Genomic DNA, 21,313 nt, shown 5'->3' with positions numbered 1-21,313 from the left:
TCTTGAGCGCAGAATAAAAAGGCTGTCCCGGCAGCCATTGTATGGCATGTGGGACAGCCTCTTATGATAACGGATATGCTAACGGACACCAGCGCCGCTATTTGACCAAAAACTGCCTATTTCTTAGGTTAACGGACCCCAGTGCTCTTATATGAGCTAGAACCGTTGGTTTATCACTCATTTGTCGGGAGGGCACTGGAGTCCGCTACCACTGCAAAAGTGGTGATATCTTCACCAATAGCGGCCATACAGTCCGTATCGATAAGCGTAACGTAGAACTCCATAACCCGCATTCCAGTTGCGCTCAGGCAATATCGGGCTCAGACACAAGACGGCTGTAACATTCGTCCATTCGTCCATTCGTCCATTCATCCATTCGCAGCATAACTACTTATGGGACAACTTCTCCAGCTTCTGTAGCTCCGTCCCCTTCGGCATCACCGAAGCAATGTAGTCAAGCACCGGATGCTGGCCTTCCTCTTCAGCCAGCACGCTCACTATGCCCTGGTCGCTGCTAGTACGGATCAGCCGGCCCATGCCCTGCTTCAGCCGCAGCAGCATATAGGGCAGATCCACATCCTCAAACGGAGCGGCAGTTTCGGCACGTTTGGCCATGAATACCGGGTCCAGCGGAGGGTACGGCAAGGACCAGACGATCACATTGGAGAGCGAAGGACCGGGAATATCCAGCCCTTCCCATAAGGTCACGGCACAGAGCACACTGTGCTCGTCGCCCTGAAAGGCGGAGATCAGATGGCTGATCTCCTGATCCCCTTCGAACAGGAACGTATAGCTGCCTGACTCCGGCGCAAGGCTGGACATCTCCTTGAACAATTCCAGCTCCTCACGGGTGCGGAACAGCAGCAATGCCCGGCCTTCGGTGCGGCGGATCAGGCTCATGGCGATTTCGAATTTCTCCGAGAAATCCCCGGTAAGCTGTTCAGGTACATAGACCTGCATCTGGCTGCCGTAATCATAAGGCGAATCAACGGAGAATGACAGATAATCCTCTACACCAAGGCCGGCCTGCAGGTATTCAAACGACTTGTCCACAGACAACGTTGCTGAGGAGAACACAATCGGCTTATGCTGGCTGAACATGCTGGCGAGCACCTGCTTGACATCACGTGGCATTACATTCAGCGTCAGTCCGTCCATGTCTTCCGTAGCCCAGCAGATCAGCGCTCCCGAATCCTCGAACAGCTTCAGGGCGACCTCCATCATCTCCAGCCTTTCTTCCACAATCCGCAGCTGATACTCATCTAGTGTGTACAGCTCGCTTTCAAACACCAGCTGCTCCTCGATAGCTGCAATCACGGTGCGCAGACGGTGCACCTCACGCAGGAGCGGCGCGTCCAGCTCAATGCTCATCCGGTCTGAACCGGGAATAGCGCGGCACTGACGGCGGATGCTTTCAAACATTTGCTCGCTCTGCATAATGACCTCATCAATCAGCACAGCCAGAGTTTCACGGATATCGTTCTGCAGCAGGCGCGAGATTAGCTCCTCGAAGATCACATGTTTAATCTTATAGCCCAGTGCCTTCATGGCGGCGGATTCCAGCAGATGGCCTTCATCAAACACAACGGCGGAATGCTCCGGCAGCAGCGGAATCTGACCTTCCCGTTTGCGGGCTTCATAGGTCCAGATATGCTCCATGTAATAATCATGGGAGCATATAATCAGATCGCCAGCCTTGCGGTAATATTCCCGGGAGAGCGTCTGTCCGCAGCGGTGGCGCAGATCACAGGTGAAGCAGTCCTGAAAGGCATCCCAATTGATCTGGTTCCACTGCTCATCGTTCAGATCCTTATAGTTCTTGCGGTCCCCGTAAGCATGAAACTGCTGCAGCGGCGCATGGGAGTAGACGAAATCCGGCAGCGTCTCATACAGCACCTCCAGCGGCAGACTGTCATTATCATGATTGCGAGCCTGGTCCAGCTTCTTGAGACATAGATAATGGTCCGGCGACTTCGCCAATCTGGCATCAATCTCCATCCCCAGATGACGGGCCAGCTTGGCGATATCGCCTTCCGGCTTCACCAGCTGCTCAATCAGCGACTCATCCGCACAGGCGATTACCGCCGGCTTGCCGGTATACCGCGCATAACAGATGCTGTAGAGCAGGTACACCAACGTTTTGCCCGTACCTACCCCGGCTTCGGCAAAAATCGTCTTCTTGTCCGCAAACGCCCGTTCCAGCTGATACGCCATATAGATCTGCTCATCTCGAACCTCGAACCCTGCCTCGGGAAGAATCTCATAAAATACATCGCCCACCCATTCTCCAACTTGCTCGATGAAAGGTCTGGTGCGGTCATACGTAAAAGGATAAGGATTCGCCAACAAGTTTACCTCCATTATTAGAATCAGACATGTCAATGTCTGAAGGATATCAATTAAGCGGAAAAACTCTATTATCTCATAGGATAGAAATTAACACAAGAAGAACCGGCTTCGCCGTCCTATGAAAGAGGCGGCATCCGTTTCTGTGAGAAATTAATATCTCAAAAAAAATAACCTGCCCACGCTTAAATCGGAGGCAGGTCCTGCAAAGGATACAAACTTGAGTTTAGTTCTGTCTGAATGAGTGGATCTGCTGCAGCAATTGCTCCACTTCCGCGCCCGGAAACGCGGTCTACAGCTTTATACCATCGTCAGGACCCATCATTTCATATAAAGGAATAACTGTGCTCCTGTCAACTCTTCAAAAAGAGAAAAATAGCCATTCACATGGCTTTTGGAGTCCCCTTATCTTTTGAAGCCGCCGCCGTTTCCCGATGATGACCAAATACCAGCAGATAAATAACGATTATTGAAATCAGCAGCAACAGAATACCACCGAAGTAAAAAGAGGCATTGACTCCCATGTTCTGCGAGAACATGCCAAAAACCATAGGGCTAAGCAATTGTCCTACCCGATTCACGGTCTGACTGATGCCGATCGTAATCGAACGTTCCTCAGGATCAGCGCTGTCCGCCACTACACTATTGCTAAGAGGGATCGCAATCCCCATAGCCAAACCTATAACGATCGAATTAACCAGCTGAAGCACGAAGCTTGTGCACACGGGAATAAGCGCAATAGAAGCAGCAAGTACGACTGAACAGGACACTAAGGCTCCGGAACGACCCCGGGCGATTTTGATGACTGGCTCCAGAATGGATCTGCTGAATATTGCGGCTAAGGATCGTGCAGCCATAATAATTCCAATGGAAGTTAAGGTGTATCCCACCGTTTGCAAGTACACGGGTAGGAACAGAAATCTAGCTCCATGAGCAAAAAGCACTCCACTGCCTACCAGCATGCCAATCGTTATCCGCCAATTCAGAATTCTGCGTAGCTCGTTGAAGCTGAATTTAGCTCGGGTCTGCGTAGTCTTTCGGCCATTTACCAGATCGGTCAGGTAGAAAGAAAAGAACGACAGACCTGCTAAGGTAACCGTCAGTATCAGCCAGATCATACTGTAGCTGCCATAGTCCACCAGGAGCCCACCCAGAATGGGACCGATCAACGCACCGACCGAAGCATACACCATAAACCAGCTATAATTCTTATCCAGCTCGTTGCTATGCTTGCTGCTTATATTTGCGATATGAGTCTGAAGACCAACGGCAAAAAAAATCTCAGCCACTTTCATAACGGATAACATCAGCAGCAGCTGCACAATGGATGGAAACATAAACAGCAGGAAACAGGAAGCGGCACTGACCAGACTGGCAGAAAATAAAGGCAGCCGCAATCCCCATCTCCTGATCGCAAAGCCTGCCGGAATCGCGGCCAATAGCGGGGCCAGACTGGCCAAGGTCATAATGATGCCAACGGAATTATAGTCCCCTCCCCACTCGGTGATCAGAATCGATACAAAGGAAGGATACATATTGGTACACATAAAAAATATCGCAACCATACTCAGCACAATGGCCAGTTCTTTGTTCTGAACACGTTTCATCTTTTCTCTTCCTTTACGATGTAAAATGATCATGACAATCCGAATATCCCGGCACCTGTAACTGGATACCGGGATATTCTGCATACTAAATCTGAGCTATACGTCTGAACATCAAGCCTGCGCAGACAAGTTATGGCATTATCTGCCTTTGATCAGAGACTCCATCTCCACACAGGCCATGACCAGAGCACCTACACCATGCAAATCATTGCTGACCGTTGGCCGGGTTACATAATTCTCGTAATCCCCTGCCGAGGTGCCGATACAGATATCCGGCAGAATCAGCCGGTCCTGCTCATCCCACTGCAGCACCTGTATCAGTCCCTTATAGCCTTTGCGGGCTGCCTCAGCTGCGTCCTCGCCTACAATCCCCTGCTTCACAGCTCTGGCAATGGTGTAGACGAACAGGCAGGACCCTGAGGTCTCCAGCCAGTTGTCAGGCTGGTCACCCTTGTCGACAACCTGATACCATAGGCCGCTCTCCTGATCCTGATAGCGGATCAGGGCATGCACGAAGTCGTGCAGCTCCTTGGCAAGCTCTGCCCGTCCCGGATCTTCGGCAGGCAGCAGATCCATGAACTGGGCGACCGCCAGGCCGTACCAGCCCAAGGAACGGGACCAGAACTCCGGAGAGCAGCCGGTCTGCGGATTCGCCCAAGGCATCCGGCGGCTCTCATCCCACGCGTGATACAGCAAGCCGCTTGCTTCATCCTTCATATGCTTGCGCATTAATTTCTCCTGATGCAGAACCGTTCCGCGCAAGCCCGCTTCTCCATAGAAATTGGCATACTTCAGAGAGAACACACCAGCCATATACAATCCGTCCAGCCACATTTGGTTCGGATATTTATCCTTGTGCCAATAGCCGCCTTCCGTGGTTTTATTCAGCGTAAGCAGCAGGTTCCTCAGCTTCTCGGCAGCAATTCTGTACTTCAGCTTGCCTGTCCGTTCATGAAGATTGAACAGCAGCAGCCCGGCCTGAACGGCATCCAGCTCGTCTCGGGCAAAATACAGATTGCCTTGCTCATCCACCAGATCATCCACGTATTGCTGGATATAATCCAGGTAACGGTCCTCACGGACTTTTTCCCACAGCAGCTCCATGCCGCACAGGAATACGCCTTGATGATAGTGCCAGCGATGGGCTGGAGGCAGTTCTCCTGCCTCGTAAACGTCCATGAGTGAATCGCAGGCCTTCTTAGCCCACTCTATTGGTGTTGCTGGTAAGCTGACGATCATCTCCACGCCCTCCATCATTTGAATATTTTGTCTATACGTTCGCTAAACGGTTAGCCCTTCATGGATCCCAGCATCGCGCCTTTGGCGAAATGCTTCTGCAGGAACGGGTACACCATGAGAATAGGAATGGTTGCTACAACGATAACCGCCATTTTGATGGTCTGATCCGGCGGAGGTACGGCAGCATCCAGGGTTGAACTGTGGTCCATCCCGCTGGCAAGCACTACGATCTGTCTCAGCAGGACCTGAATCGGCCATTTCGCACTGTTATCTAGATACAGAATCGCACTCATGTACGTATTCCAGTAGGTTACTGCGTAGAACAAGGAAATCGTTGCAATCGCAGGCATGGACAACGGAAGCACAATTTTGAACAGGATGCCGAAATCGTTACACCCGTCAATTTTGGCCGACTCCTCCAGACCCTCCGGAATATTCTGAAAGAAGTTCTTCAGGATAATCAGGTTAAACGCACTGATGGCCGACGGCAGAATAAGTGCCGCATAGGAATCGATCAGCCCCAGCTCCTTCACTACGAGGAAGGTTGGAATCATTCCGCCGTGAAACAGCATGGTGAACACTACCATAAAGTTGACTACATTGCGTCCGTCCAGATCGCGTCTGGAAAGACCGTAAGCCATCAGGGAGGTGATCAGCATACTAAACAGAGTTCCGATTAACGTTACTCCGATCGATACGCCCATCGCCTTGAAGATCGTATTAGTTGAGAAAATAAACTTGTACGCTTCCAGACTCCATACCTTCGGAATCAGCACAAACTTGTTGGCTGCAATTTCAGCACTGGTTGTGAAAGAGCCTGCCACTACGTGAACAAAGGGCAACACTGTGATTAATGCAATAAGCGCCAATAATGTAAAGTTAATAATTGAAAAGATTCTGCCGCCAATCGTGCGATCTTCTACCATTTTGATTCCTCCCGCAACAATCTCAATATACGCCTTCTTCGCCCATTTTCTTGGAGACCTTATTCACCGACACTACCATGATCAGCCCGACAATGGACTTAAAGAAGCCAATGGCTGTACTGTAACTGAACTGACCTTGTCTCAAACCAGCGGTATACACATACGTATCGATAATTTCCGCAACTTCCCGGTTCATGGAGTTAAGCAGCAAGTAGACATGTTCAAATCCAAGATCGAGCACGGAACCGATTTTCAGAATAAACAGTGTGATAATAACGCCTCTGATGGCCGGCAGCGTAATATGCCAGACTTGTCTGAGCCTTCCGGCTCCGTCCATCCGTGCGGCTTCATACAATCCCGGGTCAATGGCCGCAATGGAAGCCAGATAGATAATCGTTCCCCAGCCCGCTTCTCTCCAGATGACCTGCAGGATATACATGGGCCTGAACCAGCCTGGAGCCAGCAGGAAATTGATCTTCTCGAATCCAAAGTAAGCCAGCAATTCATTGATAATCCCGCCATCCATCGTTACCATAACGAACGAAATGGAAACGACGATAACCCATGACATAAAGTGAGGCAGATAGAACAGGGTCTGGAATAACCGCTTGAATAAGTTGCCGCGCATTTCATTCAGCATTAGAGCCAGAATAATCGGAATTGGGAAATAGATCAGAATATTCATCCCGAACAATATGAGGGTGTTCATCAAGATGTTGAGGAAATCCGGTTCCGTGAACAGTCTGCTGAAATGCTTCATTCCCACCCAGTCACTGCCCGTTATTCCCTGGTAGGGCTTGTAGTCCTGGAAGGCGATAATCATTCCGTACATCGGAATGTATTTGAATACGAGGAAATACAGCACTCCCGGTATAAGCATTACATAGAGCAATTTGTTTCTCCACAGCCGCTTTTTGAGCTCACTGCTGGTTTTATAAACCCGGGGCTCCAAATCAGGCGATGAACCGGGCTGTGCGGTGGCTTCCTGCATGTTACTCTTCCTTTCTGCTTCATAATTCGGGCAATCGGTCACTGCTACGATAGATATGGAATTGAAAAGGCTGCCAGTCTGCAAGCAACCTTTCCAGCTCCGGTTTACTGCCTGTACTTCAGGGTCAATATCTTATTTCTTGTAAACTGCGTTGTATTCTTCGATAATCTGAGCGCCGCCGCGGGATTTCCAAGTCTCAACTTCCTTGTCGAATCCGGCTTTGTCGATCTGGCCGTAGATATATTTGTAGGTAGCATCTGTAATGATCTGCTGCAGCTCAACACCTTTTTCGGTGTAAGTCGTGGAATCCAGCGCTGCAGTAGGGTCAGGAACCCCAACCTTAACATTCTCCAGCACCAGTTCTTCCGCATGAATGCGGCCTGGAAGCACGTTCAAGCTCAAATACATCCCATTGGTTTCAGCTTCGCCGATGACACTGTCCTTGTATCCTTTTACTTCGCGTTCGATTAGCTCTTTGTCGTCGGTAGGTTTAGCCTTGCCGTCCTCAACGGTGTAGTGGGTACCTTCAATTCCCCAGTACATCAGGTTCGCTACTTCAGGCGTCATCATCTTGTCAAAGAAGGTCAGAATCTTCTTCAGCTCGGCTTCATCCTTGACCGATGTTTTGGGGAACAGCACGACATTGTTGTAGCCCGGAATCATCCATTGGGCAAACTTGCCGTCCTTATCGGCGACCATACTGTGCGTATCCAGCACGGCATCTGGGAAGTTCTTGATCAGGTCTTTGTTGAGCGTATCAATATCCTGCATCGATCCGCCGATATACAGGCCAGCCTTGCCGCTGGTGAACATATTGACGGCATCCGTCTTACTGGTGGCTGCAAAGTCCTGGTTCATGTATCCGCCTTCACGAATCTTCTTAAAGAAGTCCATCGTATCGGTATATTGCTGGAAGGTGAACTCAGGTGCCAGCTTGCCGTCTACTTCGCCCCATGTGTTTGGTGTGCCAAACCAGGAGGAGACGGTTTTGAATGCGCCATAGGTCAACTCGTTGCGGTCTACGATACCTGTAGTATCCTTTTTGCCATTGCCGTCAGGGTCCTGCTCTGTGAAGGCTTTGGCCATGGCTAACAGCTCATCCGTGTTGGCGGGTGGTTGAAGGCCCAATTTATCTGCCCAGTCCTTGCGGTAGATAATACCCTGGCGTGCCAGCGGTCTGCCGATATACAGCGAATACAGCTTGCCATCCACCTTGGTATTGTTGAGAATTTCAGGCTTCAGCTTGTTCAGGTTCGGGAATTCGCTCAGCAGCGGTCCGATTTCCCAGAACTGGCCGTCCTTGATCGCTTCCTTCATCTGGATAAAGGTGGTCTGATTCTTCAAGTACGTAACCTGTGGCAGTGAGCCGGTGGCGAAGGAAGAATTCAGCTTCTCTTCATACGTATCTGCCGGGAAGAATTGATAAGTCAGCTTCGTGTTCGTTAGCTTCTCTACTTCAGCCTTGATCGTATCCGGCGGTGTTTCTGTTGTATTTAATGGAAGCATGATCTTGATTTCTGTCGGTTTCTCAGATGGCGCCTCTGTCTCTGCCGCTTTCGTTGTATTCTCCCCTGTTGCTGGTGCTGTGGTTGGATCAGCTGCTGCCTCGTTGTTACTGTTACCGCATCCGGATAACATTGCACTGAAGGTTAACAGTGCGGTCAACAACATAGTAAAGGATTTCTTTTTCATTCCCTTTTGACCTCCATTTAACGAGTATTGGTTACGAGTTCCACATTACAGCCTGGCTAGGGTTACGAAAACAATCATTTGCCCATAAACGGGCGCTGCTGCAAGGATCTGATCTAATGATTATGGTGAATCCCCCGGCCATATTGCAGTTACTACTTAGGCCCTCGTATGATATGGACATCGAAGACTCAGCTACTAATGGTTTCAAAAGTAAGATCTGGCGATTTAGTTGCGAATCTACATCTAATTTACGGTTTTTTTTCGATTTGGAGTAAATAGATGCAAATATGCAACTAAATTCAACGTTTGAGCGTTTCTGTCCAGTTTTACTTGAAATTAGTTGCAGTTTCGCACTTAATTTCTCTGAAAGCTCCAGGGCAACAGCCCATATCCTTCCTGGGACCTAAATAGTACCGTATTGCATACAAAAGCCCGCTGCGTTGAATCCGCAGCGGGCTTCCTAGATGCTGAATTTCTAATTGAGGGCTTTGGCCGCCTCATTGTATTCCTGGATCATCTGGCTGCCTCCGTTATGCTTCCAGCGCTTGACTTCCTGCTGGAATCCGGTTTCGGTCAGATTGCCAAGAATGTAGTTGTAGGTGGCATCTACTATAATTACAGACAGCTCCACATTCTTCTCATCATAGGTCTGTGAGCTTAAATGAACCGTCGGATCATCGACCAGAAACTGCTCATTGTCCTTGCTGAGCTGGTCCGCCAGGGCGGTAAGCTGCTCTTTCTGCGAAACCTCCAGAATATTGGTGTTGCTGACACTGGCGATCATCAGTGAATACAGTGGGCTTACTTCATCCACACGCAGCCGGGAGGTGCCTTCCGGAAGAATCACCTTGCCGTCCTCCAGGCTGTAATGCCGTCCCTCAAACCCGTACATCATCAGATTGGATACATCCTTGTCCAGAGAGCGGTCGAAGAAGCTTAACACCTGCAGCAGCTCCTGTTCGGTGACAATTGCTTTTTTGGAGAACAGATATAAGCCGAAATAGTTGGGAATGGACCACACTTTATAGCCCTGTGGGCCTTCGATACGGTTGATCAAGGCCAGCTCGGCCTGTGGATTCACCATCTTCGCTTCAATGGAGAGCCGCTGCACATCTGTCATGCTTCCAATAAATACGCCAGCGGTGCCGCGGATGAACTTGTCCCGCTGTACCTCTTTGCTGGTAAGGGCAAAGTCCTGATTGATAATCTTCTCATCATACAGCTTCTTCATGAAGTTCATCGTATCCATATATTCGGGAGTCACGAATTCAGGAATAAATTGCCCATTCTCCTGTTTCCAGTTATTCGGTGTGCCGAAATAGGAGCTGAGTGTCTTGAACACGCCATATACCAGATCATTGCGATCCACTAGCCCGAACGTATCCTGCTTGCCGTTTCCGTCGGGGTCATTGTAAGTGAACTGGCGCATGACTTCATATAACTCATCCAAGGTTTGCGGCGGTGCAAGCTTGAGATGGCTCAGCCAATCCTTGCGGATGATAATGCCTTGTCTGGAAGAAGGGCGCTCAGTGTAGAGACCATAGACCTTACCTTCTACAGCAGCCTGATTCAGAATCGAAGGACTCAGCTTCCCCAGATTGGGAAACTGCTGCAGATAAGGCCCAATTTCCCAGAAGGCGTCGGACTTGATCGCATTCTTAACCAGATTATAGTCCGTAAATTTCACAAAGGTCACCTTGGGCAAGGAATTTGTAGTTAATCCCGTATTCATCTTATCAGTGTAGACGCCTTCAGGAACCCAGCGGATATCCAGCTTCACCCCGCTCAGCCGCTCCATTTCGGCGATGATATCCTTGGAGGGCTGCTGGGGAAAGTGCAGCGGAGCGAGAATTGAAATCGTAGGCGTTGTGACACCTCCCGGACCCTGCAGCACCTCATCCCCCTTGCTGCTGCAAGCGCTTAACAGAATAAGAATAACAATCATACCTGTACTGCAGCATCGGTATAGCCATCTACCTTTTGATTTTGAAGACATTTCTGCTTCCCCCTAATACAAATTAATACCATCCCTTGAAGATATTGCAATCCGAAGTCATAATTAGAGAAGATGATTATCCTTAGGCGAGATGATTATTGTGATTATTGCCTGCATTGCATACAATTAGATTAGTTGACTACTTCTGCATACGTAAAGGTGTTGAATCCTGTGAGATCATTAAGCTTTCTAACCAAACTAACCTTATTCGCCTTTGTCATCAGCACATTGCCTGTGCTGTTCATCGGCTCCTTCTCTTATCTCACATCTTCCCGCGAAATTCAAAAAAATGTTAACAAAAGCAAAATGGAGCTCATTTTACAAATTAACTCAAATGTAGAACATAAGCTGACTACTGTCAATCAAACTTTAAACCAAGTCGTGAGCTCAACGGTATTAAAAAAAGCACTGGACAACCCGCTTGATGTAAACGATTTCATTCTCTATAACGATTTAAGAAACGAAATCCGCAATATGCAGTCCTTCGACACCAAGCTGGAGGATGTGATTCTGCTCAATCAGCGGCAGAACTGGATGGTCAAGAACTCCGGCCTCTACAGGCTGGATCAATACAAGGATTATAAGCAGCTGACCGATCTGATGAATAACTCTGAAGACAGCTCTTGGGTGCTGAGCCCTTCCTCCTGGTTCTACAGCGAGGAGAGTCTCAGTGTCACCGGATGCGATTACACCATTAGCCTGATCAAGAAGCTGCCCACCTCCAAGCTGCAGAAATACGGGCTCGCGATGGCCAATATTCCGGCCTGCAGTCTGCAGGACTTCATTAATTCCGATGTAGAACCGCTGGACAGCATTATGGTGCTCGATGAGCACCAGACGATTCTGCTGCACCCGGACCGTTCGCTGATCGGCAAGTCTGTCAAGCAGAGCGGATTCCTGGACACAGCAGTTATCTCTGATCCGGCCAACCTTTCCGGGCAATTTACAACGGCGATGAGCGGCAAGGATTATTCGGTTTCCTATTTGCGCTCCCAGCTTAACGGCTGGGTCTATCTGTCCGTGACTTCCATTGACAGTCTGACGAAAGAATCGGACAAAATCGGCACCTATACCATCTATGTGTGCACCTTGATGCTGCTGCTGTCCATTCTCTTGGCCTGGCTGGGCTCACGACGGATGTATACCCCTATCGAAAGGCTGCTTAACCAGATGGGCCAGCGCAAGGCCGACGTCCGCTCCAGACATACCAATGAGTTTCAGATTATCGGCGAGCAGGTGCACCATCTGTTTCAGTCCAAAACACAGCTGGAGAACGAGGTCCGCCAGCATATCCAGCAGCTGCAATCCTTTTTCCTGATCAAGGCCTATCACGGCAGCATCAAGAAACGCGAGCTAATGGAGGAGCTGGAGCAATTCGGTTATGGCACCCAGCTGGAGGAATGGAAGAACATGGCGGTCCTTACGCTGTCGATTGATTTCTCCGAGGATTCCCCTTATGAGAAAAAAGATCTGAACCTGTTGCTCTTCGCCGCCCACAATATCATTGAGGAGCTGGTTTGCCCGGACCAGCGGCTGGCACCGGTCATTATGGACCATGCGATTGTCACCTTGATCGGCAGCACAGACGGCAACACGGAGTCTTTTCATAAGACATTGTATTCCTTGACGGAGCGGCTGCAGCAGCAGATCAATACTTACTTGAAGCTGCAGGTCAGCATTGGCCTCAGCCTGCCGTTCAACTCCTTCCACAAGCTGTCGATAGCCTACAGCGAAGGTGTGGAAGCCTTGAAGCACCGTATCAAGCTGGGCAAGGGCGTCATCATTCAGTACGAGAACATCAACTCCGGGAAGCATTACCTGAACCTGAACTATCCGGTACATAAGGAGAACGATCTGATGGATGCCATTAAGCTTGCCGAAGCCGACAAGGCCAAGGAACTGGTCCATCAGCTGTTCAAATCGATCTTCGCGCTGGAGCTGTCCCCGCAGGAATATCAGATCCCGCTCACCCGGCTGCTGAACAACACGCTGGTTATGATGCAGGAATCGGGTATCAGCCTCAGCCAGATCTATCATGCCAACGGCTCGCTGTTCGAGGAGCTGCTGGACCTGCATACTGTAGCCGAGATTGAGGACTGGTTCTGGAGCGTAGTCATCTATCCGATGATCAAGATCTTCAACAGCCGCCAGAATGCGCAATACCATAATATATCCGAGAAAATCATCGATTTGGTGCAGCACGGCTATGATACTGATCTTACGCTTGAGGAATGTGCTTCCCGCCTTCATTACAATGCGAACTATATCAGCAGTGTCTTCCGCAAGGAGACGCAATATTATTTCAGCGAATATCTCACCATGTACCGGTTCAAGATGGCCAAGAAATGGCTGGAGGAAACCGATATGCCGATCAAGGACATCGCAGCCAAGCTGAGATACAACAACTCGCAGAATTTCATCCGCTCCTTCCGCAAGCAGGAAGGCATGACGCCCGGCCAATACCGGGAGAACAGCTCCAGCTCTGGTTCCAGTCCGAGATCAGGTCCGCCGATGGAACTGTGAATATAACTACACAGACTCAGCTCCATCACTAGGGGGCCGAACAATTAGTTGTGAAACTGGTTACTGCTTAGGCCTTCGCAGGATATGAGCCGCAAAGACTTAGCTGCTGGATTGCCACATCAGAGCACCCACCGATTTAAGTGCAAATACGCATCTAATTCGCTGATTTTTTCCGTTTTGGAGCAAATAAGTGCGAAAGCGCATCTAATTTCGGATTTGGAGCGCTCAAGAAGCGGTTTACTCGAGATTAGTTGCAGATTTGCACTTATTTGCCCGTTAACATGAGTTTCAGCTGAAATTAGATGCAGTTTCGCATCTAATTTCTCTAAAAGTTCTAGTGTAGCCTTGTACATCCTTATCGGGAGCTAAGTAGCAACCGAAACTGCATCTTTTTACTTCACACATTTCAGGCAACATACCATTCCTCCCATCAAACTCAACATTTATAACAAAAAAAGATGGAGCAGATTCAATCTGCTCCATCTTTCATCATAGGTGCTTGCTAATAATCCATCTTAGATTAGAGAAAAATTTCAACCTTAGTAATGCCTGCAGCTGTTGCGGCACCATCGAAGGATTCACGGGTAATCCGCAAGCCGCCGGTGCGGTAGCGGTTATCCGTGAACTCCGCTTCCACAGCCTGGCCGTTGACTACGATCCGTGACTCACCACTATTCAAGTGGTAGACGAACTGTACAGGAGAACCTGCATACTCGAAGTCGAACTGCAGCCCGTCCAGCGACTCCGGCAACACCGGATCAATGATCAGGGAGCCTGCTTCCTGACGGATGCCCAAGGCGTTCGAGATCAGCTGGTTCATGTAGATCCCCGGACCGCTGGAGTAAATTTTCCAGCCGCCCTTAACCGCTACATCACCGGTGCGCAGCTCGCTGAAGCGTTCCTGCGCTTCGTAACGGGTGTTGAACTTGCCGTCGGAGCTGCTGAAGTAGGCATTGCTCTGGCGCAGCTCGGCATTTGGCACCACATCGCGGATGCCAATCGGGTTGATGCGGGCCAGACCGCTCCATACTTCATCTTCCTTGCCCAGCTTGGCCATCGCTTCCACGTAGCGGATATGAGCATGCACATATTGCAGCCCGATCTCGCGTCCGAAGTTCGCTGCCTGCTCGGCGCGTTTGAAGTGCTTGCTTACGCCGCCGGCATAGTGGGCCGGACGGTTCATCAGGCGCACACCATCCGGGCAGAACAGCTGCTCGCGGATGATCTTGTAATGCGACGCGGCCTGCTCCGGTGTCAGCAGCTCACTGATCATGCTGCGTGTCATCGGCAGCAGCCGGTAATGGATGCCGGTTACCGTATCACTCGGGTGAACCATCAGATTCACTTGTTCCGGATTCTCCATATAGAGGAAGCCCGGAATGACTTCAGTCTGCAGCATATACTGGTTAAAGTCGTTGCGGATGCCATCAGCCAGACTGTGCAGCTCGGCAGCAGAATCCGCGTTCACGGCTTCCATAACTTCCGAGAATTGCTTGAAGGCCTGGTAGCTGAGCGCCACCGTCCAGGAACTGACCATATATTGCTTCAGCAAGGCATTCGCCGGCTGGAGCGTATCGTCCCAATCCCCGTCACCATAAGAAGACAGGTGGGTACCGTGCAGGAAATTGTCTTTGATATAGCCGATTTCTTTGTAAGCATGATCAAGCACGCTGGCGGTTTCCGCAGTGAAGTCAAAGCCGTGTTTGCTTGTATACGGAATCTGTTCTTCCAGGATGCTGTAATCCTGAGTTACCTTCAGATAATCCCCCAGCACTTTAAGCGGCCAGACAATAATATCACCATGGCTCTCTTCCTGCTGGATCTTGGTATATTTATCGAACATAAACCACTGTGGCCAGCTGCCATCCTCCACAAATTGATGGGTGAAGATGGTCAACAAGGTGGCGCGTACCTGCTCATACTGCTGCGTAGCCATGAAGTATTCCACAGGGCCCTGGCAGACATCCCGGGTACCCCAGGCCGCACCGCCATATTGCTCCAGACCATGCGGCACCGAATAATGCACCAGCATATTATGGGTATACCACCAGGCCAGACCGTTCACTTTGAACAGCTCTGCCTCATTCCCCTTCGTAGCTGACAGACGGAAACCGTTCATCACCTTGCCCAAGAAGCTGCGGTACAACTCCTTCTCGGCGGCAAAATCAGTCTCAGCAAGCGGCAGGTCGCCGCCATGCAGCAGTCCCTGTACCGTGAGCGTCCAATCCTTACTGGCTGTCAGCTCCATGACCAGCAGCGAAGCTTCTCCCGGCTCTGCACCGCTGACGAGCTTAGACTCATCACCAATCGTCATGCTGCTGCCGGACAGATGTATCCGGTATTCCAGATCAGGATAGACATCGGCGCTGAGTGCAGCCCTATCTGCCTGCAGCGAGACATATCCGTTCTCTTCCTTAAGCTGATAAGGATGCTCATATTCATTAACCGTCATGGTCACCTGATTGGTAATCAGGAACTTATAGGCTCTGCCCTGCTCCGAACGGACATTCAGGCGTACTTCCGGTGAATTCACTGTTGTATAGTTAGTGATGATCAGCAGATCATCAGCCGTTTTATAGAACCAGCGCACATAGTTGAAGCCCATTTCGAACACGGAAGGCATGGTCAGCAGACGGTAGATTCCATCCAGCTCCACATAGATCCGCTGGCCTGAGGTCTTGGGAACATTCAGCGCGTTTCTGGCATTGGTGGTCATTTTGTTGAAGTTGGTATTACCCACCACAACCTGGGAATTGAAGATCCCGTACATATAGGAGGTGGTCGTAATTACAGGCTTCTTCAGGCTGACATTGTCGCCGCTCATCAGAATATGGCCGTGAGGACGTTCAGTCCGCAGCTCTTTCTCCTTCAGCACGACATGTTCATAGGTATCCGTGAAGAAAGCAAGCAGCGTACCGTCTTCCACTTCCTCCTGACGACGTTCAGGGAAGAAGCGGTGCAATTCCTCTTCTGTCAGGTCCTGCACCTGCAGTGGCGTACCAAACGATGGCAGCACAGCTACCGGCTTCAGGGACTTACTCTCTCCAAAGGCCATGTCCAGCAGCGATTGACGGGCTTCGGCAACATCCGCAGCGAATTCCAGTTCGGTAATCGCAGCGGAATGATCCGGCTTGAAGCAGCCGTAGAATACGAACTGGGCCTCTCCATCCAGTTGAACACGCTCAGACTGCAGAGCTGTATAGGCGAATTCATATTGGTATACCTCATTCGCCAAGGCAGCCTGGCCGAGCGCTTGCGCCTGATTGGTTTCTTTATAGGACAACCCGAAGAACTGGAAGCCATCGGTTGAATATCCGGTGGTGCGGGTTAGCGAACCCTGCTGAACATAAGGGAAGACGCCGGCTTGCGGCTGATTCTGACGGGAGCAGACCACGAAGCCTTGAGCCTCATCCTCAAATACCGTGTGATCGATATATTGGGAGAGATAAGCTTCATTGCTGCGGACAGCTGCCGGATCGGCAATCCCGATGTCCTGTGCATAGATCAGATCAACGAGTTTGCCGTTTCCTGTAAGCTTAACATCCCAGAACCAGACACCCTGCTGCGTTGGTGTGAAGAGCACTTCATACTGCACACCTGCAGCTTCACCAGCATACACCAGGCGGTTGCCCTGCTGGCTAACCCGACTGCCCGACTTCACACCCAGCAATGGGAATGCCTGAATTCCCTTGTCCCCATGCAGCCTCAGGTAGATATTATTGAGTGAACCGTCCACTGTATTGCCAAGCCATTGATTAATCATCGTAGATCCGGATTTAGCCTCAAACAAATCTCCGCCCGGCAAAAATGTAAACGTCAGACTGCCAGCAGTCAACGTAAGCAAATGGTTATTTTTCATTCCAGTAATTCCTCCACTTCTACTCTCTCTATATGTCTGCTTATTTCTGCAGACGGAATCTTTTCTCTTCTGCATCGCGACTGTTCGCGCCCACAAATACAGCGAATTCTCCGGCATCACTTGTGAAGCTCAGGTCCGAATGATGGTAACGAAGCTGCTCCTCGGTAACGATGAAGCTGACCTGCTTCGACTCTCCAGGCTGCAGCAGAACCTTGGAATATCCCTTCAGTTCTTTCACTGGACGGACTACTTCGCCTGTAATATCACGAATATAGAGCTGAACCACTTCTTCCCCGGCCAGCACGCCTTTATTCGTGAGTGTTACCTTGACCTCCAGCGCGGACTGCGGATTCATTTCCTCCGAAGACAACGTCATCTGGCTATACTCAAATTCTGTATAACTAAGGCCGAAGCCAAATGGATATAAGGGCTCATTCGGAATATCCAGATACTGTGAAGCATAACGGTTCTCCGGCTCGGAGGCTTTCTTCGGACGTCCGGTGTTGAAATGATTATAATAGACCGGAATCTGTCCTACTGCCTGCGGGAACGACATAGACAGACGTCCGGACGGATTCACGGCACCAAAAATAATATCCGCAATCGCCAGTGCACCCTCACTGCCCGGGAACCAGGCTTCCAGCAGCGCATCGACCTGATCATAAACACCGTGCAGATCCAGCGGGCGTCCGTTGAACAGGATGGTTACCATCGGCTTGTCCAAGGTGCGCAGGTGGGCAATCAGCTGAAGCTGTGCTTTAGGCAGGGTAATATCCGCCCGGCTGCCGCCTTCTCCGCTCATCGGTGAGCTTTCACCCAGTGCAAGTACAATCACATCGGCCTGTGCTGCGGTCCGCAGTGCTTCTTCAAGCTGCCCTGTCGTTACCGTATCTATGCCGGAGCCTTGAGCGACCAGCAGATTGGACGCTTCAATCTTGCCTTTGAATGCCTCTTCAAGGGTAGCAATGTTTCCCTCGGCGCCGTTCCAGGCCCAAGGACCAAGAATATCGGTACTCTGGGCAAAAGGTCCGATCAGTGCAAGCTTGCGATCCGCCTCAAGTGGCAGAATGCCGGAGTTCTTCAGCAGAACTGCAGATTTGGAAGCCAGCTTGCGTGCTGCCGCTCTGTGCTCGTCGCAATAGACGACCTCACGCTCCGCTTCAGGATCTGCTCCGCGCAGCGGGTTCTCGAACAGGCCAAGCTTGTTCTTCAGCGTCAGGATTCTGAGCACCGCCTCGTCGATCAATGCTTCGTCCACCTGGCCGCTGCGGACCAGCTCCGGCAGAAATTTAGGATAACAGGAGGTCATCATCTCAATATCAACACCCGCGTTCACCGCCAGTAGAGCAGCTGCCTTCTCATCTTCGGCCACTCCGTGGGCAATCAGCTCAATCACTGCGCCCCAATCCGAGATCAACACGCCATCGAAGCCCCATTCCTCGCGAAGCACCCCGCGCATCAGCGGTTTGTTCCCGGTAGCCGGAGAACCGTGGACGGTATTGAACGAAGTCATAACCATCTCACAGCCCTCTTCCAGTGCAGCCTTATAGGCCGGGAAATAATATTCGCGCAGTTGACGCTCCGAGAGATCAACCGTGTTGTATTCCCGTCCGCCTTCACCCGCACCATAGGCGGCGAAGTGTTTCACACAGGCAGCGACACGGCTGAAATCATTCGTCAGATCCTCCCCCTGGAAACCGCGCACAAATGCGCGGGCAAACAGGCTGTTCAGATACGAATCTTCTCCGGTCGATTCCATCACACGGCCCCAGCGCGGATCACGCACCAGGTCCACCATTGGAGCAAATGTCACATGCAATCCCGACACAGCCGATTCCTTAGCCGCAATCGCTGCACTCTGTTCCGCCAGCTCCTGATCCCAGGAGCTGCCGATAGCCAGCGGTACCGGAAAGATCGTCTTGTAGCCGTGGATAATATCCGCCATGAAAATCAACGGAATGCCCAGGCGGTCATTCTTCATATGGTTTTCCTGAACCTGGATGATCTTGGCCGCACCGCCAAGACCTAGTGCGGTCCCAGCCTGTGCTACCGTTTCTTCTGTAATTCCGAGTGACTCCATCGGACCGGTAATCTGGCTGTCTTCCCCAGATCCGATGAAATAGGAGGCTACGAGCTGCAGCATTTGTGCTACTTTTTCCTCCAGAGTCATCTTCTGTAGCAATTCAGTCAATTGTATATTTTCCAAGATGTCGTCATCCTTTGTCTAAGTTTGATAGTTATTCTTTGACTGCGCCAACCACGATGCCTGTAACGAAGAAACGCTGCAGGAACGGGTAGACCAGCAGGATCGGCAAGGCGCTGATGAAGATCTGCGAGGCCCGGATCGTACGCTGGGACAGATTCGCCACAGCTGACGGATCAAGCTTCGACATGTCCGCCTGAACGATAATTGTCTGCATGAACGTAGCCAGAGGCAGCTTCTCAGCATCTCTGATATAGATAATTCCGTCAAAATACGCATTCCAGTGTCCCACCATCATAAACAGGGAGACTGTAGCGATAACCGGCAGGGAGACCGGCAGATAAATACTGATGAAGGTGCGGAAGTGACCCGCTCCGTCGATGAAGGCCGCTTCCTCCAGATCCCTCGGAACGCCACGGAAGAAGTTCAGCAGCAGAATGATATTGAATACAGCCACAAGTCCCGGAAGAATCAGTGCCAGCAGGTTGTTCATCAGGCCGAGCTTCAGAATCAGGATATATCCCGGAATCAGTCCGCCGCTGAACAGCATGGTCACTACGAAATACCACAGATAGATGTTCCGTGCCCGGAAGACCCGGGTCTCCTTGGACAGGGCATAGGCGGCAATCGTATTGACGACCAGGGCAAGTCCAGTTCCTAGCACGGTACGCTGTACGGATACCCATAGGGAATTGAGGAAGTTGACGTTGTTGAACGTCTTGGCATAAGCCTCCAACGTGAAGCCGATCGGCCAGAAGGTAACCAGACCGGCATTCGCCGGAGCAGTAGAACTGAGCGACACCATCAACAGATGGTATAGCGGCAATAAGCACAGAATCGATACTAGGGTCAGAATCACATTGTTGAATACACTGAAAATCCGGTACGAAGTTGTTTTATGATACATCGCGTTGTCCCCCTTTCTAGAAAATTCTGTAGCCGGCAAAACGGTATGCCAGACGATATGAAATTACGATCAAGATCAAGCTGATGAAGGATTTGAACAGATTGACTGCGGTAGCGAAGCTGAACTGGCCGCTAAGCAGGCCTTCTCTGTATACAAACGTATCAATAATATCCCCCTGCTGGTAAATCAGCGGGCTGTAGAGGTTAAAGATTTGGTCAAAGTTGGCGTTAAGCACGTTGCCGAGTGCCAGTGTGGCAATAACAATCGCAATCGGAATCAGAGACGGTATGGTAATATAAAGTGTCTGTTTCCAGCGGCCTGCGCCGTCTACCTCAGCTGCTTCATAGAGGGCCGGGTTAATGCCGGACAATGCCGCCAGGAAGATAATCATATTGAAACCAAATTCCTTCCACACATCACTGAAAATAACGGTGAAGCGGAACCAGCCGCCATCCCCCAGGAAGAAGATGGGCTTAATGCCAAACACACTGGTGAGGAACTGATTCATCAGACCGGTCTGGGCCAGGATATCAATCAAGATACCCGACAGGGTAACCCATGACAGAAAGTGAGGCAGATACACGAGTGTTTGGATCGTTCTTTTCAGCGCCATCTTGCGGACCTCATTGAGTAGAAGCGCGAAGAAGAACGGAATGACCAGGTTCATCACCATTTTGGAAATGGCGAAAAACAGGGTGTTATAGGTAATCTGCAGGAAATATTCATTCTCCCACATGTAGCGGAAATGCTTCAGCCCGACCCATGGAGAATCGAAAAACCCCAATGCCGGCTTATAGTCCTGAAATGCCATCAGAACGCCTGACATGGGGATATAAGCAAAAATAAACACCATAATTGCTGCAGGCAGCACCATAAAATGAAGTATCCACGGCTGTTTGTAGCTTTTTTTGTTTTTAACCCGTTTGGGTTTTACAGGATTACCCTGCTGTACCGTATTAGCTCCCATAGCTCTCTCCCGTTCAAAAAATATTTTGTGTGGAATCACAATCTCTGTTATAAATAG

The 21,313-nt window shown here is 50.4% G+C and carries 12 protein-coding genes; 1 reads left to right on the top strand and 11 read right to left on the bottom strand.

Going from position 1 to position 21,313, the window contains the following annotated elements; all coding sequences use genetic code 11:
• Positions 1-387 precede the first annotated feature (387 nt).
• From B9T62_RS06265 to B9T62_RS06235, 7 genes are all read right to left on the bottom strand, one after another.
• Positions 388-2,346 (bottom strand): ATP-dependent DNA helicase, encoded by a 1,959-nt coding sequence (locus B9T62_RS06265; RefSeq protein WP_245864363.1) that lies wholly within the window; start codon positions 2,344-2,346, stop codon positions 388-390.
• A gap of 383 nt (positions 2,347-2,729) precedes the next feature.
• On the bottom strand, positions 2,730-3,953 hold the full coding sequence (locus B9T62_RS06260) for an MFS transporter (protein WP_157685473.1): 1,224 nt from the start codon (positions 3,951-3,953) through the stop codon (positions 2,730-2,732).
• Between the two features lie 138 nt (positions 3,954-4,091).
• Positions 4,092-5,192, bottom strand: a complete 1,101-nt coding sequence (locus B9T62_RS06255; RefSeq protein WP_281257694.1) for a glycoside hydrolase family 88/105 protein — start codon at positions 5,190-5,192, stop codon at positions 4,092-4,094.
• A gap of 50 nt (positions 5,193-5,242) precedes the next feature.
• The gene (locus B9T62_RS06250) at positions 5,243-6,118 is read right to left on the bottom strand and encodes a carbohydrate ABC transporter permease (protein WP_087914480.1); all 876 of its coding nucleotides are present in this window, start codon (positions 6,116-6,118) and stop codon (positions 5,243-5,245) included.
• Between the two features lie 22 nt (positions 6,119-6,140).
• Positions 6,141-7,109 carry an ABC transporter permease gene (locus B9T62_RS06245; RefSeq protein WP_087914479.1) on the bottom strand — a complete coding sequence of 323 codons (969 nt, stop codon included), beginning with the start codon at positions 7,107-7,109 and terminating at the stop codon, positions 6,141-6,143.
• 132 nt (positions 7,110-7,241) lie between these two features.
• On the bottom strand, positions 7,242-8,801 hold the full coding sequence (locus B9T62_RS06240) for an extracellular solute-binding protein (RefSeq protein ID WP_087914478.1): 1,560 nt from the start codon (positions 8,799-8,801) through the stop codon (positions 7,242-7,244).
• A 475-nt stretch (positions 8,802-9,276) separates the two neighbouring features.
• A complete protein-coding gene (locus B9T62_RS06235; RefSeq protein WP_245864362.1) occupies positions 9,277-10,797 on the bottom strand; it encodes an extracellular solute-binding protein in 1,521 nt (506 codons plus the stop codon).
• A 171-nt stretch (positions 10,798-10,968) separates the two neighbouring features.
• Between B9T62_RS06235 and B9T62_RS06230 the strand changes: the two genes are divergently transcribed.
• The gene (locus tag B9T62_RS06230; protein ID WP_087914476.1) at positions 10,969-13,320 is read left to right on the top strand and encodes an AraC family transcriptional regulator; all 2,352 of its coding nucleotides are present in this window, start codon (positions 10,969-10,971) and stop codon (positions 13,318-13,320) included.
• Positions 13,321-13,840: 520 nt separating this feature from the next.
• Here B9T62_RS06230 and B9T62_RS06225 read toward each other — a convergent pair.
• The 4 genes from B9T62_RS06225 to B9T62_RS06210 form a co-directional block, all read right to left on the bottom strand.
• Positions 13,841-17,179, bottom strand: coding sequence for a GH36-type glycosyl hydrolase domain-containing protein (locus B9T62_RS06225; protein ID WP_087914475.1), 3,339 nt, complete (start codon positions 17,177-17,179; stop codon positions 13,841-13,843).
• Positions 17,180-17,219: 40 nt separating this feature from the next.
• Positions 17,220-19,349 carry a beta-glucosidase BglX gene (gene bglX, locus B9T62_RS06220; protein WP_087920149.1) on the bottom strand — a complete coding sequence of 710 codons (2,130 nt, stop codon included), beginning with the start codon at positions 19,347-19,349 and terminating at the stop codon, positions 17,220-17,222.
• A 67-nt stretch (positions 19,350-19,416) separates the two neighbouring features.
• Positions 19,417-20,289 (bottom strand): carbohydrate ABC transporter permease, encoded by an 873-nt coding sequence (locus tag B9T62_RS06215; RefSeq protein ID WP_087914474.1) that lies wholly within the window; start codon positions 20,287-20,289, stop codon positions 19,417-19,419.
• 16 nt (positions 20,290-20,305) lie between these two features.
• A complete protein-coding gene (locus tag B9T62_RS06210; RefSeq protein WP_087914473.1) occupies positions 20,306-21,256 on the bottom strand; it encodes an ABC transporter permease in 951 nt (316 codons plus the stop codon).
• Positions 21,257-21,313: the final 57 nt, after the last annotated feature.

Origin of the sequence: Paenibacillus donghaensis (assembly GCF_002192415.1) — a bacterium.
GTDB classification, from domain to species: Bacteria; Bacillota; Bacilli; order Paenibacillales; family Paenibacillaceae; genus Paenibacillus_AQ; species Paenibacillus_AQ donghaensis.
This window is presented reverse-complemented; position numbering and strand designations above follow the sequence as displayed.

What these genes read in the sequence shown, in the direction of transcription:
- B9T62_RS06260 (WP_157685473.1), bottom strand. Translation starts at nt 3,953, where the DNA reads ATGAAACGTGTTCAGAACAAAGAACTGGCCATTGTGCTGAGTATGGTT.
- B9T62_RS06255 (WP_281257694.1), bottom strand. Translation starts at nt 5,192, where the DNA reads ATGATCGTCAGCTTACCAGCAACACCAATAGAGTGGGCTAAGAAGGCC.
- B9T62_RS06250 (WP_087914480.1), bottom strand. Translation starts at nt 6,118, where the DNA reads ATGGTAGAAGATCGCACGATTGGCGGCAGAATCTTTTCAATTATTAAC.
- B9T62_RS06245 (WP_087914479.1), bottom strand. Translation starts at nt 7,109, where the DNA reads ATGCAGGAAGCCACCGCACAGCCCGGTTCATCGCCTGATTTGGAGCCC.
- B9T62_RS06240 (WP_087914478.1), bottom strand. Translation starts at nt 8,801, where the DNA reads ATGAAAAAGAAATCCTTTACTATGTTGTTGACCGCACTGTTAACCTTC.
- B9T62_RS06235 (WP_245864362.1), bottom strand. Translation starts at nt 10,797, where the DNA reads ATGTCTTCAAAATCAAAAGGTAGATGGCTATACCGATGCTGCAGTACA.
- B9T62_RS06225 (WP_087914475.1), bottom strand. Translation starts at nt 17,179, where the DNA reads ATGAAAAATAACCATTTGCTTACGTTGACTGCTGGCAGTCTGACGTTT.
- bglX (WP_087920149.1), bottom strand. Translation starts at nt 19,349, where the DNA reads ATGACTCTGGAGGAAAAAGTAGCACAAATGCTGCAGCTCGTAGCCTCC.
- B9T62_RS06215 (WP_087914474.1), bottom strand. Translation starts at nt 20,289, where the DNA reads ATGTATCATAAAACAACTTCGTACCGGATTTTCAGTGTATTCAACAAT.
- B9T62_RS06210 (WP_087914473.1), bottom strand. Translation starts at nt 21,256, where the DNA reads ATGGGAGCTAATACGGTACAGCAGGGTAATCCTGTAAAACCCAAACGG.